This is a genomic window from Pseudodesulfovibrio hydrargyri (genome assembly GCF_001874525.1).
GTDB classification, from domain to species: Bacteria; Desulfobacterota; Desulfovibrionia; order Desulfovibrionales; family Desulfovibrionaceae; genus Pseudodesulfovibrio; species Pseudodesulfovibrio hydrargyri.
Genome location: NZ_LKAQ01000001.1, coordinates 739,031 through 764,283, shown reverse-complemented (window position 1 = coordinate 764,283; position 25,253 = coordinate 739,031). Strand labels below are relative to the sequence as shown.

Annotated in this window: 21 protein-coding genes; 11 read left to right on the top strand and 10 right to left on the bottom strand. The window is 63.1% G+C overall.

What is annotated here, in order from left to right; all coding sequences use genetic code 11:
* The first annotated feature begins 9 nt into the window (after positions 1 to 9).
* From BerOc1_RS03525 to BerOc1_RS03515, 3 genes are all read left to right on the top strand, one after another.
* Positions 10 to 621 (top strand): SET domain-containing protein, encoded by a 612-nt coding sequence (locus tag BerOc1_RS03525; protein ID WP_071544319.1) that lies wholly within the window; start codon positions 10 to 12, stop codon positions 619 to 621.
* A gap of 151 nt (positions 622 to 772) precedes the next feature.
* Positions 773 to 2,131 carry a dihydrolipoyl dehydrogenase family protein gene (locus BerOc1_RS03520; protein WP_071544318.1) on the top strand — a complete coding sequence of 453 codons (1,359 nt, stop codon included), beginning with the start codon at positions 773 to 775 and terminating at the stop codon, positions 2,129 to 2,131.
* Positions 2,128 to 3,027, top strand: a complete 900-nt coding sequence (locus BerOc1_RS03515; RefSeq protein WP_071544317.1) for an Lcl C-terminal domain-containing protein — start codon at positions 2,128 to 2,130, stop codon at positions 3,025 to 3,027. The genes BerOc1_RS03520 and BerOc1_RS03515 overlap by 4 nt, the downstream gene beginning before the upstream one ends.
* Positions 3,028 to 3,034: 7 nt before the next feature.
* Here the strand turns inward: BerOc1_RS03515 and BerOc1_RS03510 are convergent, their stop codons facing one another.
* A complete protein-coding gene (locus tag BerOc1_RS03510; RefSeq protein WP_071544316.1) occupies positions 3,035 to 6,385 on the bottom strand; it encodes a response regulator in 3,351 nt (1,116 codons plus the stop codon).
* A 252-nt stretch (positions 6,386 to 6,637) separates the two neighbouring features.
* Here BerOc1_RS03510 and BerOc1_RS03505 point away from each other — a divergent pair, with 252 nt between their 5' ends.
* Positions 6,638 to 7,663, top strand: a complete 1,026-nt coding sequence (locus tag BerOc1_RS03505; RefSeq protein WP_071544315.1) for an HD-GYP domain-containing protein — start codon at positions 6,638 to 6,640, stop codon at positions 7,661 to 7,663.
* A 27-nt stretch (positions 7,664 to 7,690) separates the two neighbouring features.
* Here BerOc1_RS03505 and BerOc1_RS03500 read toward each other — a convergent pair whose 3' ends face one another.
* From BerOc1_RS03500 to BerOc1_RS03485, 4 genes are all read right to left on the bottom strand, one after another.
* A complete protein-coding gene (locus BerOc1_RS03500) occupies positions 7,691 to 8,479 on the bottom strand; it encodes a hypothetical protein (RefSeq protein ID WP_071544314.1) in 789 nt (262 codons plus the stop codon).
* Positions 8,480 to 8,482: 3 nt separating this feature from the next.
* Positions 8,483 to 10,267 carry a DEAD/DEAH box helicase gene (locus tag BerOc1_RS03495; RefSeq protein ID WP_071544313.1) on the bottom strand — a complete coding sequence of 595 codons (1,785 nt, stop codon included), beginning with the start codon at positions 10,265 to 10,267 and terminating at the stop codon, positions 8,483 to 8,485.
* A 137-nt stretch (positions 10,268 to 10,404) separates the two neighbouring features.
* On the bottom strand, positions 10,405 to 11,187 hold the full coding sequence (locus BerOc1_RS03490; protein WP_071544312.1) for an NAD kinase: 783 nt from the start codon (positions 11,185 to 11,187) through the stop codon (positions 10,405 to 10,407).
* Positions 11,188 to 11,253: 66 nt separating this feature from the next.
* Positions 11,254 to 12,582, bottom strand: coding sequence for a citrate synthase (locus BerOc1_RS03485; protein ID WP_084641038.1), 1,329 nt, complete (start codon positions 12,580 to 12,582; stop codon positions 11,254 to 11,256).
* 383 nt (positions 12,583 to 12,965) lie between these two features.
* Here BerOc1_RS03485 and BerOc1_RS03480 point away from each other — a divergent pair, with 383 nt between their 5' ends.
* The 3 genes from BerOc1_RS03480 (at position 12,966) to BerOc1_RS03470 (ending at position 14,924) form a co-directional block, all read left to right on the top strand.
* Positions 12,966 to 14,030, top strand: a complete 1,065-nt coding sequence (locus BerOc1_RS03480; protein WP_071544310.1) for a 4Fe-4S dicluster domain-containing protein — start codon at positions 12,966 to 12,968, stop codon at positions 14,028 to 14,030.
* Positions 14,020 to 14,481, top strand: a complete 462-nt coding sequence (locus BerOc1_RS03475) for a 4Fe-4S ferredoxin (RefSeq protein ID WP_071544309.1) — start codon at positions 14,020 to 14,022, stop codon at positions 14,479 to 14,481. Before BerOc1_RS03480 ends, BerOc1_RS03475 begins: the two co-directional genes overlap by 11 nt.
* A gap of 107 nt (positions 14,482 to 14,588) precedes the next feature.
* Complete coding sequence (locus BerOc1_RS03470) at positions 14,589 to 14,924, top strand: tRNA-binding protein (RefSeq protein ID WP_071544308.1); 336 nt, start codon at positions 14,589 to 14,591, stop codon at positions 14,922 to 14,924.
* Between the two features lie 356 nt (positions 14,925 to 15,280).
* Here BerOc1_RS03470 and BerOc1_RS03465 read toward each other — a convergent pair whose 3' ends face one another.
* The 3 genes from BerOc1_RS03465 to BerOc1_RS03455 all read right to left on the bottom strand — a co-directional run bounded on the left by BerOc1_RS03465 (position 15,281) and on the right by BerOc1_RS03455 (position 17,366).
* A complete protein-coding gene (locus BerOc1_RS03465; protein WP_071544513.1) occupies positions 15,281 to 15,892 on the bottom strand; it encodes a nitroreductase family protein in 612 nt (203 codons plus the stop codon).
* Between the two features lie 122 nt (positions 15,893 to 16,014).
* Positions 16,015 to 17,067: an N-acetyl-gamma-glutamyl-phosphate reductase gene (gene argC, locus BerOc1_RS03460; RefSeq protein WP_071544307.1), complete on the bottom strand. Its 1,053-nt coding sequence runs from the start codon at positions 17,065 to 17,067 to the stop codon at positions 16,015 to 16,017.
* Positions 17,068 to 17,078: 11 nt separating this feature from the next.
* Positions 17,079 to 17,366 (bottom strand): DUF1844 domain-containing protein, encoded by a 288-nt coding sequence (locus tag BerOc1_RS03455; RefSeq protein WP_071544306.1) that lies wholly within the window; start codon positions 17,364 to 17,366, stop codon positions 17,079 to 17,081.
* Positions 17,367 to 17,723: 357 nt separating this feature from the next.
* Between BerOc1_RS03455 and BerOc1_RS03450 the strand changes: the two genes are divergently transcribed.
* From BerOc1_RS03450 to BerOc1_RS03435, 4 genes are all read left to right on the top strand, one after another.
* Positions 17,724 to 18,872, top strand: coding sequence for an efflux RND transporter periplasmic adaptor subunit (locus BerOc1_RS03450; RefSeq protein WP_242652845.1), 1,149 nt, complete (start codon positions 17,724 to 17,726; stop codon positions 18,870 to 18,872).
* A gap of 3 nt (positions 18,873 to 18,875) precedes the next feature.
* Complete coding sequence (locus BerOc1_RS03445) at positions 18,876 to 22,028, top strand: efflux RND transporter permease subunit (protein WP_084641036.1); 3,153 nt, start codon at positions 18,876 to 18,878, stop codon at positions 22,026 to 22,028.
* A gap of 127 nt (positions 22,029 to 22,155) precedes the next feature.
* A complete protein-coding gene (locus BerOc1_RS03440; protein ID WP_071544304.1) occupies positions 22,156 to 22,959 on the top strand; it encodes a substrate-binding periplasmic protein in 804 nt (267 codons plus the stop codon).
* Positions 22,960 to 23,067: 108 nt separating this feature from the next.
* Complete coding sequence (locus BerOc1_RS03435) at positions 23,068 to 23,274, top strand: hypothetical protein (RefSeq protein ID WP_071544303.1); 207 nt, start codon at positions 23,068 to 23,070, stop codon at positions 23,272 to 23,274.
* A gap of 325 nt (positions 23,275 to 23,599) precedes the next feature.
* Here BerOc1_RS03435 and BerOc1_RS18770 read toward each other — a convergent pair whose 3' ends face one another.
* Together BerOc1_RS18770 and BerOc1_RS18765 are read right to left on the bottom strand one after the other, a co-directional pair.
* Complete coding sequence (locus tag BerOc1_RS18770) at positions 23,600 to 24,235, bottom strand: hypothetical protein (protein WP_129586473.1); 636 nt, start codon at positions 24,233 to 24,235, stop codon at positions 23,600 to 23,602.
* The gene (locus BerOc1_RS18765) at positions 24,225 to 25,184 is read right to left on the bottom strand and encodes a hypothetical protein (RefSeq protein ID WP_129586472.1); all 960 of its coding nucleotides are present in this window, start codon (positions 25,182 to 25,184) and stop codon (positions 24,225 to 24,227) included. Before BerOc1_RS18765 ends, BerOc1_RS18770 begins: the two co-directional genes overlap by 11 nt.
* Positions 25,185 to 25,253: the final 69 nt, after the last annotated feature.

Genomic DNA, 25,253 nt, shown 5'->3' with positions numbered 1-25,253 from the left:
AGGGTGCAGATGATCCATCCCAACACCCGGGTCCTGTCCGGGGACCCGGCCATCGGCGTGGGCGTGTTCGCCACCGCCCCCATCCCCAGGGGGACCGTGGTGGTGGTCCGCGACCGGTTCGACGTGAGCATGAGTCCGGAGGCGTTCCTCCATCTGCCCGAACCCCAGCGCGCGGCCATGGAGACTTACATGTACCACGACAAGTGCGGCAACCTGGTCCTCAGTTGGGACCACGCCCGGTACATGAACCACAACTGTCACCCGACGACCATGATGACCGACTACAACCTGGAGATCGCGGTGCGCGACATCGCGGCCGGGGAAGAGCTGACCACCGAGTACGGGTTGCTCAACATCCAGGAGCCCTACGCCATCTGCTGCGGCTGCGAGCACTGCCGCGAGCATCTGCGCCTGGACGACATCGACGTGTACGGCGACGACTGGGACGCGCGCATCCGCGAGAGTCTGACGCGCATCCCGCGGGTCGCCCAGCCCCTGCTGCCCCTGCTGGCCGGGGAGCCGCGCACCCGGCTGGAGGACTTTCTGGCGGGCCGGGCGGATTACTCGTCGGTGCGCAACCTCAAGTGGCTGGCCGAACCCGTGTGCGGGGCCGCCGGATAGGCCGGGCCGAGACCGATATTTACCGCAGCGGGCGGGACGTTTCCTTTCGGGGGCGTCCCGCCCTTTACATTCCGCGTGAATATGCGAGGATGGACCGAACCGGTTCGCCGAGGGCGGGCCGTCAACCTGGAACCATACCTGGAGCAGACCAGTGACCCGACAGACTTATGATGTGATCGTGATCGGTTCCGGCCCCGCGGGCGGCATCGTCGCCCGCAGGCTGGGCGAGGCCGGGCTGGACGTGGCCGTGGTGGAGAAAAACGGCTGGGGCGGGGTGTGCCCCCTGCGCGGGTGCGAGCCCAAGAAGACCCTGGCCGACATGACCCACGAGATTCTCCGGGTGCGCGACATGGCCGCCCACGGCGTGGCCGGGAACCTGCGCGTGGACTGGGCCTCGCTCATGCGTTTCAAGCATTCGGTCATCGATCCCATCTCGGACCGTGTCTTCGACTCCTTCCACGGCCGGGGCGTTACCACCTTCCACGGCGAGGCCCGGTTCACCGGCCCGGACACGGTGGAGGTGGGGGAGATCGGCCCGCTGACAGCCAAGCATATCGTCGTGGCCACCGGGGCCGTGCCGCGCAAGCTCGATATCCCGGGCGAGGAACTGCTCATGACCAGCGACGGGTTTCTGGATATGGAGGAACTGCCCGAGTCCATGCTCTTCATCGGCGGGGGATTCGTCTCCTTCGAGTTCGCCGGCATCGCGGCCGCCGCCGGGGCCAGGGCGACCATCCTGCACCGCAGCCGCCGCGTGCTCAAGGGGTTTGACGAGAGCCTGGGCCGCAGGCTGGTCCAGGCCATGCAGGATCAGGGCGTGGCCGTGCACACCGACCATCCGGTCAAGGCGGTGGAGCCGTTCGAGGACGGCGTGCGCGTGATCGTGGCCGGACCGGACGACGTGGAGATGGAGTTCGTGGCGGCCGCCGCCGTGAGCGGCGCTGGCCGGGTGCCCGACCTGGACGGCCTGGACCTGGACAAGGCGGGCGTTCAGCGCGGACCGAGCGGCATCGACGTGGACGTGCGCATGCGCAGCGTGTCCAATCCCAACGTTTTCGCCGCGGGCGACTGCGTGGAACCGGGCCACCCACTGACCCCGGTGGCCGCCCTGCAGGCCGACACCGTGGTCCGCAACATCCTCGAGCCGGATTCGGCCCGGTCCGACCTCTCGGGCACGGCGGGCGCGGTCTTCACCCACCCGGTCCTGGCCTGCGCCGGATTGCTGGTGGAGCAGGCCAGCGAGCAGGGCTACGATTTCAAGATCTATGAGGGCGACGCGGCCAAGTGGTCCGAGCACAACCGGCTGGGCATGGCCCACGCGGGCTACCGCATCCTGGTGGAGCGGGGCTCGGGGCGCATCCTCGGGGCGCACTACCTGGGCGCCCACGCCGAGGAGGTGGTCAACATCTTCGGCATGGCCATCCGCCACGGCCTGACCCGCGAGGACCTCCTGGGCCAGCCGTGGTCCTACCCGTCCTTCGGCTACACCGTGAGGTACATGCTGGGATGACGGGGGCCGCGCATGAATCCCGCTTCACGGTCAGGGGGGACGTGGTCGAGGACAACCTGACCGGGCTGGTCTGGCCCCGGCTGGCCCAGCCCGCCGAGACCGGACTGTCCTGGCCCGAGACGTTCCAGTTCGTCGAGGCCATGAACCGCGACAACCGCTTCGGCTTCGCTGACTGGCGGCTGCCCAACCGCCGCGAGCTCTATTCCCTGGTGGATCATGGGCAGCGCGAACCGGCCCTGCCGCCCGGCCATCCCTTTGAGCACGTCTGGGCGGGCAAGTGCTGGACCGCCACCACCTCGGCCCGCGACCACGCCTACGCCTGGTGGGTGCAGTTCAGCGGCGGGCGCATGTTTTTCGGCAACAAGGCGGACGACGCGGTGGTCTGGCCCGTGCGCGGGGAGTCCAAGGCCCTGTGGGCCACCGGGCAGACCGGCTGTTTCGGCACGGACGGCTCCCCGGTGGACTGCGCCGGGAGCGGCCAGGACGGGGCGTTGCGCATGGGGTGCCTCTGGCCCGAACCACGATTTCGTGAGAACGGCGACGAGGTCGAGGACCGCATGACCGGGCTGGTCTGGCGCCGGAGCACCGACCTGGCCGGTGGCATGGTCGACCGCGTGGCGGCGGGCCGCGCCGTGGATACGCTGGCCCGCGAGACCGGACTGGCCTGGCGGCTGCCCGCCATCATGGAGCTGGAATCCCTGACCGACTGCTCGCGGGCTGACCCGGCCCTGCCCGAGGGGCACCCGTTCAAGGACGTGCGCGAGGCCTACTGGTCGTCCACGGACAGCGGCTACGACCCCACCTGGTCGTTCTGTTACTATCTGCACAAGGGCGCGGTGGGCGTGGGCTTCAAGGCGAGGGCCGAGTTCCACGCCTGGGCCGTGCGTTCGGCCTAGGCCGGGCTCATCCCTCTTCTTCCTGCTTTTCGTCCGGGCACTGGCCTTCACGGCAATGGGCCATGAGTTCGCGCAGGATGTTTCCGGCCGAGGTGAAGTCGAACTGGTCGATGAGCCGGGCCATGGTCCGGCCCTGGGACGGCGCGTTTTCCTCCAGCTTGTCCCGCAGGGTGGAGAAGAGTTTCTGGGCGTCGATGTCGTGGCGGTCGAGCAGGCCGAGGAGCGCCTCGAGTTCGGGCAGCATGGCCCGGACCCCCTGAATCTCGATCCGGCCCTTGTCCTCGGCCGGAATTTCGGGTTCGTCCTCGGGCGGGTAGGCCGCGAGGATGCCGTCGGCGACCCGATGGGCCTCGCGCACGGCCTCGTCCATGCGGGTGTGCAGGTCCCCCTGGCCGCTTAACAGGGTCTGTTCGAGCCGGGCCAGGACTTCGCGCAACCGGTCGGCCCCGATGCTTCCGGCCACGCCTTTGAGGTTGTGGGCCACGCCCCGGCAGGCGTCGAACCGCTCGGCCGCCGCGTCGGCCGCCAGCTTGTCCAGGAGAACGCTGCTGTCCTGGGCGAAATCCTGGAGCAGCTTCTGGTAGAGTTTTTCGTTGCCGCGCAGTCTGGACAACCCCTGGTCCGTGTCCACGCCGGGCAGATCGGGAATGACCCCCGGTGCCCGGACGGGCGCGGCTGTTTTCGTGGGCCGGCGCGGCGCCTCGCCTTCGCGCTTCGGGAGCCACTGGGACAGGGTCCGCATCAGCTCCTCGGGGTCGATGGGCTTGGTCACGTGGTCGTTCATGCCCGCCTCGATGCTCCTTTCCCGGTCGCCCACCAGGGCGTGGGCGGTCATGGCGATGATCGGCAGGGAGTCCTTGCCTCCGCTGCGGATTCCCCTGACCGCCTTGAAACCGTCCATGACCGGCATCTGGATGTCCATGAGCACGGCGTCGAAGTCCTGGGCCAGGGCCATGTCCAGAGCTTCCTGGCCGTTGTTCGCGATGGACACCCGGATGTCCGCGCTCTCCAGGATTTCGCGGGCCACCTGCTGGTTGATCTCGTTGTCCTCGGCCAGGAGAATGTGCGCGCCGGGCAGGTTGGGCGGCACCCCGGACTGGTCCATGTGCAGGGACACCCTGGGCTTTTTTCCGTCGTCGCCGTTCAGGGCGTCCATGATGGTGTCGAACAGGATGGAGCGGTTGAATGGTTTGAGCATGTACCCGTCCAGGCCGATCTCCTGCGCCCGATGGCGGATGGACTCCTGGCCGTAGGCCGTGACCATGATGATCTTGGGCTTGTGTTCGATGGCCCGGTTCTTGCGGATGCGCAGGGCCAACTGGATGCCGTCGGTGTCCGGCATGTTCCAGTCCGTGATGACCAGCCGGAACGGGGTGGTTTGGTCCCGTTCCTCGAGCAGGGTCAGGGCGTCCGCCGCACAGCTCGCCTCTTCAACTTTAAAAGTAAACGATTCCAAAACCTTGCATAGAACAAGGCGGGACATCCGGCTGTCGTCTACCACCAGGACGCACAGCCCTTTGAGCTCGGTCGGGTATTCGAAGGTGTCGTCCCCATGGTCGGGCTGGAGCTTCAGGGGGATGGTGAAGGAGAATTCGCTGCCCTTGCCTTCCTCGCTGGTCACGCTCATTTCGCCGCCCATCATCTCCACCAGCCTTTTGGAGATGGACAGACCGAGGCCGGTCCCGCCGAACTGGCGGGTGATGGAGCCGTCGGCCTGGCTGAAGGGCTGGAACAGCCTGCTCAGGTGTTCCCGGCTGATGCCGATGCCCGTGTCGCGGACGCTGAACCGGATTACCGCCGTGTCACCGTCCTGTTCCAGGAGGTGGGCGCGCAGGATGACCTCGCCTTTTTTGGTGAACTTGACGGCGTTGTTGGCCAGGTTGAGCAGGATCTGGCCCAGCCGGAGCGCGTCGCCTCTGAGGCGGTTGGGCACCGTGCTGGGGACCAGGAGCAGGAACTCGATGCCCTTTTCCTCGGCCGCCAGGCCGAGCATGTTGATGACGTTGTTGAGCACGTCGTCCAGGAGGAAGTCGGCTTCGTCCACGGTCAGCCTGCCCGCCTCGATCTTGGAGAAGTCCAGGATGTCGTTGATGATCCCGAGCAGGGAGTTGGCCGACAGGGAGACCTTGGACAGGTAGTCCGCCTGCTTGTCCGTCAATTCGGTCTTGAGCGCCAGGTGGGTCAGGCCGATGATGGCGTTCATGGGAGTGCGTATCTCGTGGCTCATGCGCGCCAGAAAATCGCTCTTGGCCTGGTTGGCCTCAACGGCGGCGTGCCGGGCGGCCTCGAGGTCCCGGCGGTTGCGTTCCCTGGCTGCGGAGAACCGGGCTCTGGTCAGGCCGATGAGGATGGACAGCAGGAAGATGGCTCCGAAGATGGTCAGATAGCGCAGCCGCACCGGGGCGACATAGGCCCGCAGATTGCCCTCGGAGGTGAAGCAGACCACCTTCCACGCGTGGGACTCGGCCACCTTGACCTCGGTGGCGTCCACGGGCGTGACGCGGATGGTGCTGACCGTGTAGACGCCCCCCGGAGTGGAGAACTGGCCTTCGTCCATGGTTTTGATCCGCGCCCAGGTCTCGGGGTGTGCCGCCTTGAAGCTTTGGTCCTTGCGGTCTTCGTACATGAAGGCCCAGTTCTTTTCCGGATAGGGGGAGGCGAGCCAGTAGCCGTTCTCGTTGAGGAGCATGGTCGGCTCGCCCTCGTTATGGCCGTCCTTGCCCAGGCGGTCGATGATCCGCTGCCCCAGGTAGTTGAGGATGGCGAAGCCGAGGCGGCGCCCGGTGTCGTCGTACACGGGGGTGGATACCCTGATCATCGGCTTCAGGGGCAGTTCGATCTTCTTGTTCTCGATGTTCAGGTCAAAGGGGGAGACGTATATCTCGCCGTTTTTCAGGGGCAGGGAATCCTGAAAGTAGTACCGGTCCGCCTTGTTCTGGAGTTGGTCCGGGGGAACCGGCGCGGGATGGCCGTTGTTGTAGTTGACCCGGATCAGTTCCATGCCGTCGTTGCCCAGGAGGCGGATCTGGTCGTAGGCCCTGCTGATGGTGCTCAGGGCCATGAACTCGCTCTCGAGGTCGCGCTGGTTGCCGTCGGTCCGGTCCTGGAGGAAGTATTTGGTCTCCGCGTGGTTGGCCACCAGGTAGAGATCCATGAACAGGGTCTTGAGGTCTAGATCTATGCTCTGGGCGATCATCCTGTTGTGGATGGTTTCGTTCAGCTTGAGTGACCGCTCGATGGAATGCGCCGCCTGCGCGTACAGGAAATAGACGCCCAGGGCCGCAAGCGCGGTCAGGAAGATGACGGTCCCGAGAAAGCTGCGCAGGGCCAGGGACATGTCGGAGTAGTGTTTCAGCATTAACTTCTCAATTTGCGGTGCCGTCCTGGTTGTTCGATCCGGGACCATGATACCAGCAAAACAAATTTGCGATGTATTATAAATAGACGAGTATTCTTTTTGCGTCGTAACCTCATCAGGTAATTGATGTTTGCCGGATCAGCCTGACTCCGCTCCGAGGGAGCTGCGGGAAAAACCAATTATAATTGCGCGCACGCAGCCTTGTGGGGATGATTTCAGGCAGGCTGCGTGTCGAGGAATATCGGAGGTCGCATGGCGGACAGGGAAAAGCAGACCGTGCTGGTTGTGGATGACATCCCCACCAATCTCGATCTGCTGGTGGAGACTCTGAAGAACGAATACCGGGTGCTGGCCGCGCTCAGCGGCCGCGAGGCCCTGGACATCGTCCACTCGGGCACCCCGCCGGACATCGTCCTCCTGGACGTCATGATGCCGTACATGGACGGCTACACGGTATGCGAGAGGATCAAGGCGGACCTGCGCTCCCGGAACATTCCGGTCATCTTCGTCACGGCCCGCGACCAGGAACAGGATCAGACCAGGGGATTCGAGGTCGGCGGAGTGGACTACATCACCAAGCCGGTCAGCCCGGCCGTGGTCCTGGCCAGGGTGCGCACCCATCTGGCCCTGCACAACCAGAACCTGGCCCTGGAGCGGAAGGTGGCCGAACGCTCCCGCGATCTCTATGAGACCCGGTTGCAGATCATCCGCAGGCTCAGCGTGGCCGCCGAATACAAGGACAACGAGACCGGCATGCACATCGTCCGCATGAGCGGCTATTGCCGGGCCCTGGCCAAGGCCGCCGGGCTGGACGAGGAGGCGGTCGACCTGATCCACAGCGCGGCTCCCATGCACGACGTGGGCAAGATCGGCATCCCGGACCACATCCTGACCAAGCCCGCCAGGCTCGACCACGACGAGTGGGAGATCATGAAGACCCACACCACCATCGGCGCGGCCATCATCGGCGAGCACGACAACCGGCTCATGGTCATGGCCCGGCGCATCGCCCTGACCCACCACGAGCGCTGGGACGGCACGGGCTATCCCGAGGGGTTGGCCGGGGAGGACATCCCGCTGGAAGGCCGCATCGTGGCCCTGGCCGACGTGTTCGACGCCCTGACCTCCCGGCGTCCCTACAAGGAGGCCTGGCCAGAGGACGAGGCGTGCGCCCACATCCGCGAGCAGCGGGGCAAACACTTCGACCCCGAACTCACGGACCTCTTCCTGGACAACCTGGAGACCCTGCGCGAGATCAAGGCGAGCGTGGGCGAATAGGCGAAGGGAGGGCTGGCGGCCGCCGGATCAGGCGAACCGCTCCCGGATCATCTTGAACAGCGAGGGCTTGCGGTCGTATTGATGGACCAGGCGGGGCACGCGCCCGGCCCGGTTCAGTATCTCGCCGCGCGTGTTGATTGACGGTTCGCCCCGGGTCTGGGCCAGGGTCAGGATCGGGCCGTCATTGCCGTACAGGGTCAGGCGGTCCAGCCCGCCGGTGTGCACGAGATGGTTGTGGACACCCTGGTCGTACCCGGCCATGCACTCGCCCGTGGACGGCGGCAGGAGCCGGTCGGTCATCTTTTCCAGATAGGCGAGCATGGCCCCGTGGTCGGCCACGGTGGTCCCGGAGCAGGACACGGGCCGGTCAGCGATGGCCTCAAGTGCGGCCCGGCCCAGGTGTTCGCGCACCCAGCGGGCGTTGAACGGGCAGGACCCCACGGTGGCCGAGGGGTCCTCCAAAGCGCAGCAGACGCCGTCCGGCCAGGGAAAGTCGAAGGGATCGCCCTGGAAGATCACGTCGCGCACGTCGCTGATCAGGATGCGCCCGTAGGTTTTGCCGCGGGTCCGCAGATAATCCAGGTACAGGAAGTAGCGCAGCCCGTTGCAGGGCACGTCCTCGAGGCCGGGTGGCCGGTCCATGGGCAGGAGTTCGGCCCCGTGCCCGCGCATTCGTTCGAGGTCGCGGGTGGTTTCCGAGACGAATAAAACGAGATCGCCCGCGTACGCCGCCCTGTCCAGGGAGGCGAGGAACGGGCGAACGTCGCCGTAATGATAGCCTGCTGCCAGGCCGAGGATCAGCGTCCCGCCGCTCACGGCCTAGCTGCCGGAGGGCTTGCGCCGCCTTCTGCGCCTGCGCCGCTTGACCTTGGGCCTGGATTCCCCGTCCTCGTCTCCGGCCGGGCCGCTGTCGCGCGGCTCCTCCGGCGCGGCCTTGGGCTCGGGCGCGGGCCGGTCGTTCTGCGGTTTGGCTGCTCGTCTTCCCCTGGACCGGGGCGGGCGGGGCTGCTCCTTGGCCGCCCGGGGCTCGCGGGATTCGCCGGGTTCCTGCTGCTGGGCACGGGGTTCGCGCGGCTCGTCGTCGCGGGCCGGTTCCTCGGTCCGGGCGGGCTGCTCTGGCCGGGCGGACCGCTCGGGACGCCGCTCCCTGGGCTTGTCCGCGGGCCGTCGGTCCCTGCCGCCGCGCTCGCGGGGGGCGGGCCGTTCGCGCCGGGGCTCGGGAGCGGTGTCGGGCTCGGCGGGCTTGCCATGCAGGGTGGGCTGGTACAGCTCGTCCAGAAGCATGGCCAGCAAGGCCAGGGACTCCTCGTCCTCGGCGTATTTCTTGACCAGGGGCAGGAAGCGGGAGACCCGCTCGCGCTGCAGATTGGTCAGCTTGCGGTATTTCTTTTCCAGGATGGCGGTCAGCCGCTCCCCGATAATCGCGGTCACGTCATCCTCGGTGGGGTCCTTGATCTCCTCGAAGTGGATCTTGAACCGGGCGGCGATGCGCTCGAGCTCCATCTTCTGGATGACGTCGACCATGGTGATGGCCGTGCCCGTGGCCCCGGCCCGCCCGGTGCGGCCAGCGCGGTGCACGTAGGACTCCGGGTCCTCGGGCGGCTCCATCATGAACACGTGGGACAGTTCCGGGATGTCGATGCCGCGCGCGGCCACGTCCGTGGCCACCAGGAAGCGCAGCTGCCCGGCCTTGATGCGGGTCATGAGCGCCTCGCGCTTGTTCTGGGTCAGGTCCGAGGTCAGCCCCTCGGCGTCGAACCCGAACTGGGAAAGCAGGGCGGCGGTGAACTCCACGTTCCGTTTGGTGTTGGAGAAGATGATCGCCGAAGACGGGTTCTCCAGCTCGATGAGCTTGATGAGCTTGCGTTCCTTGCCCATGGCCGGGACCTCGACGAACTGGTGGGCGATGGCCGAAACGTTCTCCTCGTCCGAGGAGAGGCTCATGAACTGCGGCTTGACCATGAACTCCTCGGCCAGGCGCAGCACGCTGGGCGGGAAGGTGGCCGAGAACATGAAGGCCCCGTCGATGTTGCGCGGCAGGTACCGCTTGACCTCGAGCATGTCCGGGTAGAAGCCCACCGAGAGCATGCGGTCCGCCTCGTCGAAGATCAGGACCTTGAGGTCGTCCAGAGTCAGGTTGCGGCGCATGAGGTGGTCAAGGATGCGGCCGGGGGTGCCGACCACCAGGTTCGCGCCCTCGCGGAAGGCGTCGAGCTGTTCCTTGTAGCCCACGCCGCCGTAGACGGCCACCACCTTGAAGCCGTCGCCGGCCAGCATGCGCGCCTCCTGGGCGACCTGCTTGGCCAGTTCGCGGGTGGGCACCATGACCAGGGCCTGGCAGGTGTGCCGGGACGGGTCGAGCTTGTGCACCAGCGGCAGCACGAAGGCGCCGGTCTTGCCGGAACCGGTCCGGGCCTGGACCATGACGTCCTGGTTGTCGAGGAGGAAGGGGATGGCGCGCTCCTGGACGGGCATGAGCCTGTCCCATCCGGCGCGTTCGCAGGCCTGCCGCAGGTTCTCGGGCAGGGTGTCGAAGGTGATCGGCGCGGGGCCGGTTTCCGTTGTTTCGGTCCCGTTGTCGGGATGCTGTGTGTCGTTTTCCATTTCTACCTACTGTGTGATGTGGATTCCGGCCATTGAGTATGGTTTTGCGCGGGCCGGAATGGGAAATTCGTTCGTTGCGGGGAACACTATACCGTATTTGCCCGGTTGTACAATACACCCGGTGGGGGGCTCCGGGATCAGTGCACGAACTGTTCGTTGAAGATGCGCTCCTCCAGGGAGTGGTTGGGGTCGAACAGGACCAGGGCGGGCCGGGAATGGTCCTCGGCCACGCGCACCCTGGCCACGTCGCGGATCTCGAAGGAATCGGCGGACGCGCCCACCGGCCGGTGCTGGGGATCGAGGACGATGAATTCCACCTCCACGGAGTGGGGCAGGAGCGCCCCGTCCCAGCGGCGGGGCCGGAACGGACTGACCGGGGTGAGGGCCAGAACGTTGGACCCGATGGGGATGATCGGGCCGTGGGCGGACAGGTTGTAGGCCGTGCTTCCGGCCGGGGTGGCCACCATGACGCCGTCGCAGACGAGCCGGTCCAGCCGCTCGCGTCCGTTGACCAGCACCCGGATGTTGGCCGACTGCTGGGAGTAGCGGTGCAGGGCAACCTCGTTGAAGGCCAGGGCCGTGCAGGACCTGCCGTCCACCGTCTCGGCGGTCATGACCAGGGGGTTGAGGACCACGCGATGAGCCCGGTCGAGCCGCTCCATGAGCCCGTCGAGCTCGAAGCGGTTGAGCAGAAAACCGATGGTCCCCCGGTTCATGCCGTAGATGGGGATGCCGGAATCCCGGTAGTCGTGCACGGTCTGGAGCATGAACCCGTCGCCGCCCAGGGCCACCAGGACGTCGGCTTCGTCGGTCGGGACCAGCTCGTAGCGCTCGGCCAGCTGCCTGAACCCCTTGACCGCCTTGGGCGAGTTCGAGGCCACGCAGGCGATGTGTTTGATCGGTTTGTGAAAGGCGTTCATGCGGTGAAATTCACTCCGGGGCCGGAACGGACCGGAGGCCCCTGGCGGGGCCTCCGGTTCTTGACGTTAGATTCTGGAGTCCAGCGGCACGTAGACTCTGGGCTCGCGGCCGGTGTAGACCTGGCGCGGGCGGTGTATCTTGGTGGCGCCGTCGGCGTAGGCCTCGTACCAGTGGGCGATCCAGCCGGGCATGCGGCCGATGGCGAACATTACCGTGAACATGTTCACCGGGATGTTCAGGGCGCGCAGGATGATGCCCGAGTAGAAGTCCACGTTGGGGTAGAGCCTGCGTTCGATGAAGTACTCGTCGCTCATGGCCGCGTCGGCCATCTCCAGGGCGATGTCCAGCAGCGGGTCGTCGTGGCCAGTGGACTCGAGCATGTCGTGGGCGGCCTTGCGCAGTATCTTGGCCCTCGGGTCGAAGGACTTGTAGATGCGGTGGCCGAAGCCCATGAGCTTGCATTCCTTGTTTTTGACCTTTTCGAGGTAGTCCGGGATGGACGTGCCGCCCTCGTGGATGTGCTCGAGCATCTCGATGACGCCCGCGTTGGCTCCGCCGTGGAGCCGTCCCCACAGGGCGCAGATGCCGGCCGAGACCGAGGCGAACAGGTTGGCCTCGGTGGATTGGACCATGCGCACGGTGGAGCAGGAGCAGTTTTGCTCGTGGTCGGCGTGGAGCAGGAAGAACAGGGTCAGGGCGCGGACCTGGGCGTCCGTGGGCTCGTAGTGGCGGTGCGGAATGGAATGCATCATGTGCAGGAAGTTCCGGCAGTAGGAGAGCTTCGGGTCCGGGTACATGAACGGCAGCCCCTGGGCCTTGCGGTAGGACCAGGCCGCGATGGTGCGCACCTTGGAGATGATCTTGGCCGCGGCCCGCAGGAAGTCCGCCTTGGAGTCGATCTCCAGGAGGTCCGGATGGTAGCAGCCCAGGGCGTTGATCACGGCGGACAGGATGGCCATGGGATGCCCGGTGGACGGGAACCCTTCGAAATGGTGCCTGAGCCCCTCGTGCAGCAGCTCCTGCTCGCTCAGGAGGTCGCGGAACTTCTGGCGCTGGCCGCGCGTGGGCAGGTCGCCGAAGATGAGCAGGTAGGCGGTCTCGATGAAGGTGGCGTGTTCGGCCAGGTCCTCGATGGGGTAGCCGCGATAGCGCAGGATGCCCTTTTCGCCGTCGACGAAAGTCACGTCGCTCTTGCAGGAGCCGGTGTTGGCGTAGCCCGGATCGTAGGTGATGTAGCCGGTTTCGTTTCGCAGCCGGGTGATGTCGATGGCGTGTTCGTTTTCGGTGCCGATGATCACGGGCAGCTCGAAGGTCTTATCGTCGATGATGAGTTTGGCGGTCTTGCCGCAGGCGCATTTGTCGTCTTTTAGCATCTCGTTACCTCTGGAAATCATACGTCAAGCCTCCCAACCGTTGTCGGGTTTCGAAAGAAATTCGGTCGTCTGGCCTGGTTCCGGTCGGCCTTCAGGGGTCAGGCCGTACCATGCGATGGAAGCTTCCGATCAAGAAAGGACTTACAATCCGAATCGACTACTTATAATGAAAATGGGTATTGTGTCAAACGCCGTGTTGGCAGCTTCGTGGACAAGTGTAATTTTAACAGCATGTTAACATTTTAAAGCAGACAGGGCGAGGAGGTGATCCCTCGGCTTCCCGATTCATCGCCCAACACCTCTGCCGGGGTTGACTTTCGGAATTATACCCCTATAGGGTATGTACAGAAACGCCGGAAGGATGTCCGGTCCGCAAGCATACCAAGACGAGGTGGCAAACCAACATGTCAGAGAAGAAATATCGGGCAAAAGCCGTCAGCCGACGCGGGTTCCTCAAGGCCCTGGGCGTGGGCTCCGCCGGGGCGCTGATCCCGGCCGCGCCAACCTTGGCCGCTCAAGAGCGGGCGGGCGCGCCGTCGGACGGCGAACTGGCAACCCTGCTCGACCTGTCCAAGTGTATCGGCTGCGGTGCCTGTGTCGAGGCCTGCCGCGAATCCAACAGCGCCAAGTTCCCGGAGCCGGTCAAGCCGTTTCCGGACATGCTTCCGTCCCGCCGGGCCAAGCCCGAGGACTGGTCGGACATGCGCGACGTGGACGACCGGCTGACGCCCTACAACTGGCTTTTTCTGCAGAACGCCGTGGTTGAGTACGAGGGCAAGCCATACGCCATCAATATTCCCAGACGGTGCATGCACTGCCAGAACCCGCCGTGCGCCAACATGTGCCCGTTCGGCGCGGCCAACAAGCAGGTCAACGGACTGACCCGGATCAGCCCCGGCCTGTGCATGGGCGGGGCCAAGTGCCGGGCCGTGTGTCCGTGGCACATCCCCCAGCGCCAGTCCGGGGTGGGGCTGTACCGCCATCTCATGCCGCGCCTGGCGGGCAACGGGGTCATGTACAAGTGCGACCGCTGCCACCAGCTCCTGGACCAGGGCGAGTTGCCCGCGTGCATCGCGGTCTGCCCCGAGGACGTCCAAACCATCGGCCCGCGTCATGAAATCGTGGCCCGGGCCAAGGAACTGGCCAGGGAGATGAACGGGTTCATCTACGGCCTGGAGGAGAACGGCGGGACCAACACCCTGTACGTCTCCCCGGTCCCGTTCGAGCTCATTGACCGGGCCATCGACAAGGATTCCGGCCCCGGCGCGAACAAGGCGGGAAAGGGCAAGAGGAAGCGCACCCCCCTCGGCCCGGGCAAGCCGCATATGGGACCGGTCAAGGACGTCATGGCCGACGAGACCAACCTGGCCGCGGCCGCGTTCATCGCCCCGGTGGCGGGCATCGCCGCGGGCGTCCTCGGCCTGGGTTCCAAGCTGCTGAGCAAGGGGGAGGGCGATCATGAGGACTAGACCCTATCCGGCCTGGATTTCCCGGCTGTTCATCCTCCTGGTGGCCGCCCTGACCTTCACCGGGTTCATGCAGATGCCCCTGGCCAAACGCTACGCCCTGACCACGGTGCCGGGCATGGCCTGGACCGGCGACTTCTTCCTGGTGCACAAGATCCACTACGTTCTGGGCGTGGCCTTGCTCTTTCTGGTCGCCCTGGTCGCGGTCAATTGGATCAAGTCCTGGAAAAACACCCTTGCCCTGACCGGCCTCGGGCTGGCCCGCGCGGGCGTCGTCTTCGGCCTGGTCGTCTCCGGCCTGTTGCGCGTCTACCGCAACCTGCCCGGCGTGACCCTGGACCCGGCCGCCATCCTGGCCATCGAGTGGGTGCACCTGACCCTGGTCATGGTCCTGGGCGTCCTGGCCCTTGTCGCGATTATCCGCAAATCCTCGGCCTACGCCGTGCGTCGATAGTTTTGTCTCACTCCATTCCCACAGCCGGAAAGGGGGCCTTCGGGTCCCCTTTCTTGTGCCCGGCAAACGTGCTACCTCCTCCCGAAGACAATCAAACGGAGAGCCCCATGGAAACCATATCCTGGAACGATTTCGAAAAGGTGGAGCTGCGCGTGGGCACCATCGTCAAGGCCGAATCCTTTCCCGAGGCCCGCGTCCCGGCCTTTAAACTCCTGGTGGATTTCGGCGAGGACATTGGCACGCGCAAGTCCAGCGCCCAGATCACCGACCTCTACAACCCCGACGAACTCGTCGGCAAACAGATCGTCGGCGTGGTCAACTTCCCGCCCAAACAGATCGGCCCCATGCGCTCCGAATGCCTGGTCACCGGCTTCTTCAGCCCCGAAGGCGTCGTCCTCGCCATCCCCGACAAACCCTGCCCCAACGGTCTGAAGTTGGGATAGGAATGCCTCCGGCGGCCGGGGGAAGGGGAAGGAAAACCCTTTGAAAAGGGCTTTTCCTTCCCCTTCCCCGGCCCCCCATCCCCATCCTATCCTAAACTTCCTATCGCCGCTTCGCGGGGTGGTAGACGCAAAAAAAGCCTTCGACTCAGCAATGAATCGAAGGATCTGTCTTCCTTGGAGCGATTCGGGTGCGCCAGCACCCGACAGCGGCTCTCTTACCGCGTTCGCACAAGGCTTCCGAGAGTGGGTCAGCTGTGCATTTTCTTCCGGGGGGCTTTCACCGCAGCGTAGCCGTCTACGTGAGGATGAAAGCCCCCCGGAAAAAATGTGCAGATGGCCCGCTATCGGAAGCCGCCTTACTCCAAGATCATATCGTCTAAAGGTTGGCGCCAGGCTTTGGGGTGGACCTGGAGGTCCGGAATGCGGTGACCCACGGCGATGAGCATGGGAATCCAGTACTGGTCCGGGATGTTGAACTCCTTGCGCACGGCCTCGCGGTCGAACCCGTCCATGGGGTGGGTGTCCAGGCCGTGGGAGCACGCGGCGAACATGAAGGACATGGCGAACAGGCCCGCGTTCTTGGCGGCAAAGGCCAGGGAGGCGTCCGGGGTGTCGCCGTACAGGAACTTGGTGGAGTTGACCAGGTAGTCGCGCTGCTCCGGCTTCATGCTGTGCTGGAAATGGCCCTCGAAGTTGGGGGTGCCTTCCTTCCAGCCGTCGCGGTCGCCCAGAAGGATGAGCACCACGGGGGCCTCGGTGATCTTGGGTTGGTCAAAGGCCACGGCGCGCAGTGCGGCCTTGCGCGTCGGGTCGCGGAGGATCTTCACCTTCCATGGCTGGAGGTTGAAGCTGGACGGGGCCATGGCCGCCTCGGCCAGGACGGTGCGCAGCAGGTCGTCGGGCACGTCCTGCGAGGGATCGAAAAAGTTGATGGCCCTGCGCCGTTCCAATATCTCGCTGAAATCCATATAGATATCCTCCATGTTGGGGATGGGGTTAAGGTTGTCCTCCACCAATATATACATTGGCGGAAAAAAGAAAAGGCCGTCGGTGACGACGGCCTCTCATTTTGTCGGAATGGAATACGGCGTCAGGGCATCATAGGGGCCATGGGCAACCCTTCGTCGATGTCCAGGCCGCAGATCAGGTTGGCGTTCATCAGCGCCTGGCCCGACGCGCCCCGGCAGAGGTTGTCGATGGCCGACAGGATGATCAGCCGGTTGGTCCTCGGGTCGACCACCAGGCCGATGTCGCAGAAGACCGTGCCGCGCACGAACCGGGTCTCGGGCAGCTGGCCCTTGGGCAGGACGCGCACCAGGGGCTTGTCCGCGTAGAAGTCGGTGTACGTCCGGTGCACCGCGTCGAGATCGGCCTCGCCCTTGAGCCGGGTGTAGATGGTCGACAGGATGCCCCGGTCGATGGGCAGCAGGTGGGTGTTGAACGAGACCGTGATTTCGGTCCCGGCCAGCTTGGAAATTTCCTGTTCGATCTCCGGGGTGTGCCGGTGGGTGGGCAGGCCGTAGGCCTTGAAGGAATCGGCCACCTCGCAGAACAGGTTGCCGACCTTGGCCCCGCGCCCCGCTCCCGAGGCCCCGGACTTGGCGTCGATGACGATGTTGTCCGTCTCCACCAGCCCGGCGGACAGGGCCGGAGCCAGGCCGAGGATGGAGGAGGTCGGGTAGCAGCCCGGGTTGGCGATGAGCCGCGCGCCCATGATCCGGTCCAGGTACAGCTCGGGCAGCCCGTAGACCGCTTCCTTAAGCAGGTCGGCGCGGGTGTGCTCCACCTGGTACCACGCCTCGTAGGTGGCCTTGTCGTTGATGCGGAAGTCGGCGGACAGGTCCACTACCTTGACGCCCGCCTCGATCAGCTCGGCCGCGATCTCCATGGCGGTCTTGTGCGGCACGGCCAGGAAGACCACGTCGCAGTCCGCCAGGTCGGCGGCGTCGGGTTGGGTGATGACCAGTTCGCCCAGCGGCAGCCGGTTGAGGAAGGGGTAGAGGTCGGCGAGCTTCTTGCCCGCCTCGGACCGGGAGGTGACCCGGACCAGTTCCATGGAGGAGTGGTGGATCATGAGCCGGGCCAGTTCCATGCCGGTGTAGCCGGTGACGCCCACCAGCCCGGCCTTGATGATCTGAGACATTGTCGTTCCCGTTATTTGGTCTTGTTAACGTAGGCCATGCGCAGGTTGTAGACGAGGTCGCACAGAAGCTTCTTCTCGTCCTCCTCCAGGCCGTTGTCGAATTTCTGTTTGAGCATGCCGAGCACGTCGATGGTGTGCTTGGCCAGGTCCTTGTTGAAGGAGACCTTGCCCGTGCCCGGATCGGCGGCCTCGCCCAGGGCGACCATGGCCGAGGACGACAGGGAGTAGATGAAGGTGGTGAAGTTGATGCCCAGGGGGATGCCCTTCATGGGGTTTTCTCTGCAGTTATTCTGGCCCATTTTCCTCTCCGTGCTGATTGAAGGCGGTTGTCGCTGACCGATAAGTACGGTCTGGCCGGGCCGGAGTCAATACGGAGGGTGCCGGTTTAAGCCCTGCCGGAATGGCGCAAGTGCACGCATTATGTGAAATAACTAATATACATGCTTGCGTGAAGCTTGTAAGGTGTGCACAATTGTCCATGGTGACGAGAGGTCTTTTCATAACAACACAATGCAAGGTTTTTCGAGATGGTAAACTCTGTTTTGCGTTCCGCGTCGGTCTGTGGTGTCGTCCTGTTTCTCTCCCTGGCCCTGGCCGGATGCTCCGGCAATAATGACAAAAAGGCGGCGGAGAATGCGCCCCAGGAAGCTGCGCCCATGAAGGTGGTCAAGGCCGAGATCCGCGACGTGCCCAACTGGGGCGAGTGGGTCGGCCAGATCAGCGCCCACGAGACCGTCGAGGTCCGGGCGCGCGTGGCCGGGTTCCTGATAGAGAAGAATTTCGAGGAAGGCAGGACCGTCAAGAAGGGCGACCTGCTCTTCGTCATCGATCCCAAGCCGTTCGAGGAGGACCTGAAGCAGGCCCAGTCCGGTCTGGAATACAATCAGGCCCTGTACAACAAGGCCGCCAAGGACCTGAAGCGGTTCAAGAAGCTCTTTGACGAGGGCGTGGTCAGCCGCGACGAATACGAGAGCTACGAGACCCAGGCGGCGACCTACAAGGCCCAGATAGCCGATAACAAGGCCAAGGTGGAGAACGCCAGAATCCAGCTCGGCTACACCAAGATATACTCGCCCATCGACGGCGTCATCGGCCGGGTGCAGGTGGACGTGGGCAACCTGGTGGGCCAGGGCGAGAACACGCTGCTGGCGACCATCTCCACCATGGACCCGATCTATGTCAGCTTCAGCGTCAGCGAGGGCGACTACATCCGGGCCATGCGCGACCAGAAGGCCCGCGAGTCCGGCCAGCGGCCCATCCGCCTGATCCTGGCCGACGGCGGCGAATACAGCCAGCCGGGCCGCTTCGACATGGTTGATCCCACCGTGGATCCGCAGACCGGAACGCTGGGCATCCGCGTGCTCTTCCCCAACCCCGAGAATCTGCTCAAGCCCGGCCAGTACGCCAAGGTCCGGGTGCGCGTCTCCAACCACCAGGACGCGGTGGTCATCCCGGTCACGGCGATCATGGATGTCCAGGGCATGAAGTCCGTGTACCTGGTGGACGCGGACGGGGCCGTCAAGAACCAGCCGGTCAAGCTCGGCACCGAGTCCATGAACCTGGCCGTGGTCACCGAGGGCGTCCAGGCCGGGGACATGGTTCTGGCCGAGGGCATCAACCGGGTCAAGCCGGGCATGAAGATCAAGCCGGTGGTGGTCCCCATGGACCCCGGCACCCCGCAGCAGACCGAGGCCTCCGGCGACGCCGGAGCCACGCCCGCGCCGGTCGCCGGCGACGCGGCCCGGCCCGATCCGGGAGCGGCCCAACCCGCCCCGGGCGACGGCGCGAAGACCGGAGCGGAGTAGCCCATGTTCGTCCGCTTCTTCATCGACCGGCCCATCTTCGCCTCGGTGGTGGCCATCATCATCCTGCTGGTGGGCTCGCTCTCCCTGTTCGCCCTGCCCATCGCCCAGTATCCGCAGATCTCGCCGCCTTCGGTCAGCGTCAAGGCCACCTACACCGGCGCGGACGCCGCCACCGTGGAGCAGTCCGTGGCCGCGCCCATCGAGGAGCAGGTCAACGGCGCCCAGGACATGATGTACATGAAGTCCATCTCGGCCAACGACGGCTCCCTGAACCTGACCGTGACCTTCCAACTGGGCCGCGACCTGGAGCTGGCCACCGTGGACGTGCAGAACCGCGTCAACCTGGCCTCGCCCCAACTGCCCCAGGAGGTCCGCAACACCGGCATCTCCGTGCGCAAGCAGTCGCCCGAGTTCGTGCTTATCGTCTCCCTGACCTCGGACAAGCCGGAATACGACACGCTTTTTTTGAACAACTACGGCAAGATCAACCTCTATGACGCGCTCAGACGCATCGAGGGCGTCGGCGACGTGAACATGTTCGGCGACCTGGACTACGGCATGCGGCTGTGGCTCGACCCGGACCGCCTGGCCTCCTACAATCTGACGGTCAGCGACGTGATCAACGCCGTGGAGGAGCAGAACACCCAGGCCCCGGCGGGCCAGATCGGCATGCCGCCCACGCCCAAGGACCAGCAGTTCCAGATGACCCTGCGAGTCAAGGGGCGGCTGGCCGACCCGGACGAGTTCGGCAACATCATCCTCAAGGCCGAGGCCGACGGGTCCAACGTGCGCATCAAGGACGTGGCCCGCGTGGAGCTGGGGGCCAAGAACTACTTCACCTTCGCCCGGCTCAACGGCCAGGCCAACGCCTCCATGCTCATCTACCAGCTGCCCGGCTCCAACGCCCTGGACGTGGCCAAACAGGTGCGGGCGACCATGGAGGACCTGTCCCGGTACTTCCCGGAGGGCATCCACTATTCCATTCCCTACGACACCACCCGGTTCGTCAACTCGTCCATCGACGAGGTCATGTCCACCCTGTACGAGGCGCTGATCCTGGTCTTCCTGGTGGTCTTCGTCTTCCTGCAGAACTGGCGCACGACCGTCATCCCCATGGTCTGCGTGCCGGTCTCCCTGATCGGCACCTTCGCCCTGTTCCCCATGCTCGGGTTCTCCATCAACACCCTGACCCTGTTCGGCCTGGTCCTGGCCATCGGCATCGTGGTCGACGACGCCATCGTGGTGGTGGAGGCGACCCAGCGCAACATCGACGACGAGGGCATGAGCCCCAAGGACGCCACCAAGAAGGCCATGAGCGAGGTCACCGGCCCGGTCATCGCCAGCACGCTGGTGCTCATCGCGGTGTTCATCCCGGTGGCCTTCATGGGCGGCATCACCGGCCAGCTGTACAAGCAGTTCGCCCTGACCCTGTCCGTGTCCGTGGCCATCTCGTCGGTCAACGCCCTGACCCTGTCGCCCGCCCTGTCGGCCCTGATCCTGCGGCCGTACGCGCCCATCCGTGGGCCGCTCGGCTGGTTCTTTAGCAAGTTCAACACGGTCTTCGACTGGGTCACCGCGCGCTACAACAAGGCCGTGGCGGCCATGGTCCGGCGCGCCTTCATGGGCGTGCTCGTGGTGGCCGTGCTGATCGGGGCCTGCGGCGGGCTGTTTTCCATCCTGCCGTCCAGCTTCGTGCCGGACGAGGACCAGGGCTATTTCATCATCAACGTCTCCCTGCCCGAGGGCGCTTCGCTGGAGCGCTCCGACGCGGTCATGAAAAAGGTCGAGGCCTACCTCAAGGACGCGCCGGGCATACAGAACTACGTCGTGCTCGGCGGGTTCAACCTGCTGACCGGGGCGTACTCCTCATACACCTCGGCGCTCTTCGTGATTCTGGACGACTGGTCCGAGCGGACCACGCCCGACCTGTCGCTTGCGTCCATCATGGGCAAGGCGCAGAAGGCGTTCTGGGGCATCCAGGAAGCGGTGGTCATGGGCTTTTCGCCGCCGCCCATCCCGGGCCTGTCCTCCACCGGCGGGTTGCAGTTCGAGGTCCAGGACCGCTCGGGCAACTCCGTGGCCGAGCTGGCCGCCGTGACCAAACAGTTCATCGCCGAGGCGTCCAAGCGCCCGGAGATCACCAACCTGTTCACGACCTTCAGCGACAGCGTGCCGCAGTACTTCGTGGAGATCGACCGCGACAAGGCCAAGAAGCTCGGCGTGCCCATCTCCGATGTGTTCAAGACGCTGCAGACCTACCTGGGCGGCTACTACATCAACGACTTCAACAAGTACGGGCGCACCTACCGGGTCATGGCCCAGGCCGAGTCCCAGTTCCGCACCCGGCTGGAGGACCTGAACCGGTTCTACATGCGCTCCAACACCGGCCAGATGGTCCCGCTGTCCACCCTGAGCAACGCCAAGCGCATCGCCGGGCCGGAGTACATCCAGCGCTACAACGTCTTCCGCACGGTGGAGATCAACGCGGCCACCCCGGCCGGGTACAGCTCGGGCCAGACCATCGCGGCCATGGAGGACGTGGCCGCGAAGAGCCTGCCCGAGGGGTACGGCTACGACTGGACGGCCATCGCCTACCAGGAGAAGACGGCGGGCGGACAGGTCGGAATAATCTTCGGCCTGGCCATCGTCATGGTCTTCCTGGTCCTGGCCGCGCAGTACGAGAGCTGGACCACGCCGTTCGCGGTCATCCTGTGCGTGCCGCTGGGCATCTTCGGGGCCATGTCGGCCCAGTGGATGCGCGGGCTGGACAACAACGTCTACGCCCAGGTCGGCCTGGTCATGCTCATCGGTCTGGCGGCCAAGAACGCGATCATGATCGTGGAGTACGCCAAGGACAAGCACGACGCGGGCATGTCCATCCTGGAGGCGGCCAAGGCCGCGGCGGCCCTGCGCTTCCGGCCCATCCTGATGACCTCGTTCGCCTTCATCCTCGGGGTCATCCCCCTGGTCCGGGCCTCGGGCGCGGGCTCGGCCAGCCGCCACGCCCTGGGTACCTCGGTCTTCGGCGGCATGATCGCGGCCACGCTTCTGGGCGTGCTCGTGGTCCCCTCGCTGTACACCGCCATCCAGGGCGCGGGCTCGTGGATCGGCGGGTTCCTGCGCAAAGAGGGCATAGCCAACAAGAAAGAAAAATAGTCTGGCAACTATAAGACAACACAGAAAAAGAGCCGCCTTCGGGCGGCTTTTTTCGTCATTGCCGTACTTCCGCATGAATCGGTGCGTATGCTGTTGACTGAGGTAAGGAATCTGCTACCGTCCGAACATGCGCGGAAACAAACTGCGAATAAAATTCAGCATCGCCGGAAAATGGCTGCCCGGCCTGTGTCTGGCCGTGGCCCTTCTGGCGGGCTCCTGCCCGGTGTCGGCGGAGGAGCCCCTGCGCGTGGTCTATCCGGATTACTGGCCCTTTTTCACCCGGACCGGGGAAGGGTACATGACCGGAATTTTCTTCGATATCGTCAGCGAGGCCCTGGGCCGCGTGGGCGTCGGCGCCAAGTGGGAGGCCTATCCGTGGAGCCGCTGCCAGGCCCTGGTCCGGTCGGGCGAGGCCGACGCCATGATCACCGTGCCCACGGCCGAGCGGCTGGTCTACGCGGCCACGCACGACGACCCGTTCTACATGAAGCGGCTCAAGGTCTTCACCACCGTGGGCCATCCCAAGGGCGCGGCGATCAGGAACATCAAGTCCATCGACGACATCTACCGGCTGGGGCTGGTGGTGGTCACCTACCACGGCAACGGCTGGAACGATAAGTTCATCCGTTCGCGCGGCATCAAGACCTACGAGTCCCCGATGCTCAAGAACGTCTGGCTCATGCTGGCCAACCATCGGGGAGACATCGCCATCGAGTGGCCCATGGCCGCCTGGCCCCTGATCGAGGAGGGCGGGGTGGCGGGCCGCGTCGTGGAGACGGACGTCTCGCTGGAGGCCATGCCGTTTCACCTGCTCATCAACCGCGATTGCCGCTATGCCGCGCGGCTGCCCGAGTTCAACGAGGCGGTCAAACGGATGCGGGCCGAAGGGCGGATCAAGGCCATCCTGGCGAAGTACGTGGGAAAGCAATAATCGCGGGTGGTTATTTTTTTGCCTATGGCAACCGGCTAGCCGATATTCTGTTTGCGTTTCACATCGTGTTCTATATGATGGAACAAACGTCATACTACGGGAGGTTTCATGTATAGATATTACGTCAACAAGCATGCCCAACGTACCGGCGAACACGAGGTCCACACGAGCCTGTGCGGGTACAGGCCCCAGCCGGACAACTGCATCTATCTCGGCGAATTCAAGTCCTGCCAGGGGGCGATCGCCAAGGCCCGGGAGTATTACGCGGATGCGGACGGCTGCTATTTCTGCTGCCGGGAATGCCATTCCCGCTAGTCGTCGAGAAGGAACAAAGCAAAAGCATAAGGCCCGCGGGAGCGGGCCTTATGCTTTTGAAAGACAAAGGCGAAGGCAAAGACAAAAGCGAAGACGAAGAGAAGAAGAGAGCCGTCGCTGGCGCTCCTCCCAGTTTTTTGCAGCCCTCCCGGCGGGGTTCTTTCTTTTGCTGGCCCAAAAGAAAGAACCAAAGAAAAGGGCCTGGAGGGGCGCACCGCCTTCCTCGCCAGCCCAAGAATCTGATTGGACCGGCTCCGCTCCCGATCCAGTCGTCCGCTCCGCTCCCTCCCAGGATCGAAGAGCCGCTCCGCTGCTCCGTCAGCTTCTAGGGCTGACGAGGAGATGGCTGAGACTGTTCATCATTTGCTCCTTGCGGCAAGCGTCGAGCTTCACCTTCCCAGTGGATGCGATCTGCTGTGAAGAATAGACCAAGTAATGTCGTAGTGATTAGATTAAAGAAAACGAAAGAATAAAATAAAGTGAATGTATAAAGCACAATGCGATGAAGTTGGTCTGGTATGATCGAACAAGCTAAACTGTAAAAGAGGCTACAGAAAAGCCCTATTAAATATAGCATTAAGCTTGTAAAGCTTAAATACCCGAAAAGATAGCAGAGGAATCGTCTTCTAGTTAATTTTCGTGGTTCAGTTGATCCGTTCTCTTTCGCTTGTAGAGTGGGACAATTCCCAGACATATACTCATCTAGCTCCCCTTTATTGAACGATGCAACAGCAGCTAGGGATGCAATAAAAAAACCTGTTAATAGCTGCAAGATGCCAGATGCCATTTTTAGAAAACCATTATCCCCAAAAATAGCTATTTGGTTTGGATTGAGTGCTAGTATAAAAGTAAATGCAATGGAGAATAAAATCGGCAATAGAAAGCAATAACGATTTTTGTTAGTAAACTTTATTCTTAAAAAGTTAAGAGGCCTGAGTAGGCGAGAGGATTCAAGCATCATCTTGCCACTTATTGCGCTCGATTTCGAGTAGTTTGAACATTTTTTGGAAAAGTTCTTTATGTATTTTTATACAGCATTGCTCTACTTTTCTGTTAACAAATATTCTTTCTATTTTATCATAGATGATGTTTGAAAAGTCATCTACAGTCATATCCACCCCCACTGTCTTTTGTTTGCTGTCGTTTCTTTTGTACCGGACTATGAGGTCATCGTAGTTTGGGCGTATTCGTTTGATTTTTTCTAGTAGGCCAACAGCCTTATCGCCTTCAAAGTGACCAGTGATGTCTACTTTTAACGATTTTGTCTCTTCAACAATACTCGCCCCTTCATCAAGTCTTTCTTTAATTGAGTGGTATTTTACAAGCTCTACTCCACTTAGAACTCCTCGTTTGAGGTCTTCTCTAAGTGTCTGCGCCATCAGAGGGTCAATATTAATGATGGCTCTATAGTTTCCATCTTTATAAACATTGGGTTTAATTTCTTTCCTGTATTTCTGTGGATAGTATTCTTTAAAAAAAGTATTCAGAGCACTAATAAAATAGTAATTTGCAAGTGTGGGTATTCTCTCTCGGACAATGTGATAAATCGATTTTTTTGATCTATCTAATGAAATTATCATATGACATGATGCTGCAATTCCTTCGAGCTCTTTTTTTTCTTCAACTCTTACATCTCCTGTCTGCATATTACAGAAAGCAGGATCGGCTAGGTTTTTATCACCGAATTGCCAGAGTAAAACTGCAGCCCCTTGTTCGTTTAACACCTTGATATCGGATAGCCGGAGAGCTCGTGTCTCTTTGTTGAACATTTTTACTAAGTTTTTCTGCTTAGTGACAGCAGCCAACCTATCCATTAGTTCAACCATGGTGAAGTCATCGGGAGCGCTATTGGGAGAAGGTCGGAGAGTTGCCCCTTGGAAGAGAATCCAGCGGGTGTTCGAATCGATCATTTAGAACCCTCTATCGTTGTTGAGTGTAAGTGTATAGATACATATATACCGTAGTATAGGCAAGAGGGT

Excerpts from the sequence above, each read along its gene's own strand:
- BerOc1_RS03525 (WP_071544319.1), top strand. The coding sequence starts at position 10 with ATGATCCATCCCAACACCCGGGTCCTGTCCGGGGACCCGGCCATCGGC.
- BerOc1_RS03515 (WP_071544317.1), top strand. The coding sequence starts at position 2,128 with ATGACGGGGGCCGCGCATGAATCCCGCTTCACGGTCAGGGGGGACGTG.
- BerOc1_RS03510 (WP_071544316.1), bottom strand. The coding sequence starts at position 6,385 with ATGCTGAAACACTACTCCGACATGTCCCTGGCCCTGCGCAGCTTTCTC.
- BerOc1_RS03505 (WP_071544315.1), top strand. The coding sequence starts at position 6,638 with ATGGCGGACAGGGAAAAGCAGACCGTGCTGGTTGTGGATGACATCCCC.
- BerOc1_RS03495 (WP_071544313.1), bottom strand. The coding sequence starts at position 10,267 with ATGGAAAACGACACACAGCATCCCGACAACGGGACCGAAACAACGGAA.
- BerOc1_RS03490 (WP_071544312.1), bottom strand. The coding sequence starts at position 11,187 with ATGAACGCCTTTCACAAACCGATCAAACACATCGCCTGCGTGGCCTCG.
- BerOc1_RS03485 (WP_084641038.1), bottom strand. The coding sequence starts at position 12,582 with ATGATTTCCAGAGGTAACGAGATGCTAAAAGACGACAAATGCGCCTGC.
- BerOc1_RS03480 (WP_071544310.1), top strand. The coding sequence starts at position 12,966 with ATGTCAGAGAAGAAATATCGGGCAAAAGCCGTCAGCCGACGCGGGTTC.
- BerOc1_RS03475 (WP_071544309.1), top strand. The coding sequence starts at position 14,020 with ATGAGGACTAGACCCTATCCGGCCTGGATTTCCCGGCTGTTCATCCTC.
- BerOc1_RS03470 (WP_071544308.1), top strand. The coding sequence starts at position 14,589 with ATGGAAACCATATCCTGGAACGATTTCGAAAAGGTGGAGCTGCGCGTG.
- BerOc1_RS03465 (WP_071544513.1), bottom strand. The coding sequence starts at position 15,892 with ATGGATTTCAGCGAGATATTGGAACGGCGCAGGGCCATCAACTTTTTC.
- argC (WP_071544307.1), bottom strand. The coding sequence starts at position 17,067 with ATGTCTCAGATCATCAAGGCCGGGCTGGTGGGCGTCACCGGCTACACC.
- BerOc1_RS03455 (WP_071544306.1), bottom strand. The coding sequence starts at position 17,366 with ATGGGCCAGAATAACTGCAGAGAAAACCCCATGAAGGGCATCCCCCTG.
- BerOc1_RS03450 (WP_242652845.1), top strand. The coding sequence starts at position 17,724 with ATGAAGGTGGTCAAGGCCGAGATCCGCGACGTGCCCAACTGGGGCGAG.
- BerOc1_RS03445 (WP_084641036.1), top strand. The coding sequence starts at position 18,876 with ATGTTCGTCCGCTTCTTCATCGACCGGCCCATCTTCGCCTCGGTGGTG.
- BerOc1_RS03440 (WP_071544304.1), top strand. The coding sequence starts at position 22,156 with ATGCGCGGAAACAAACTGCGAATAAAATTCAGCATCGCCGGAAAATGG.
- BerOc1_RS03435 (WP_071544303.1), top strand. The coding sequence starts at position 23,068 with ATGTATAGATATTACGTCAACAAGCATGCCCAACGTACCGGCGAACAC.
- BerOc1_RS18770 (WP_129586473.1), bottom strand. The coding sequence starts at position 24,235 with ATGATGCTTGAATCCTCTCGCCTACTCAGGCCTCTTAACTTTTTAAGA.
- BerOc1_RS18765 (WP_129586472.1), bottom strand. The coding sequence starts at position 25,184 with ATGATCGATTCGAACACCCGCTGGATTCTCTTCCAAGGGGCAACTCTC.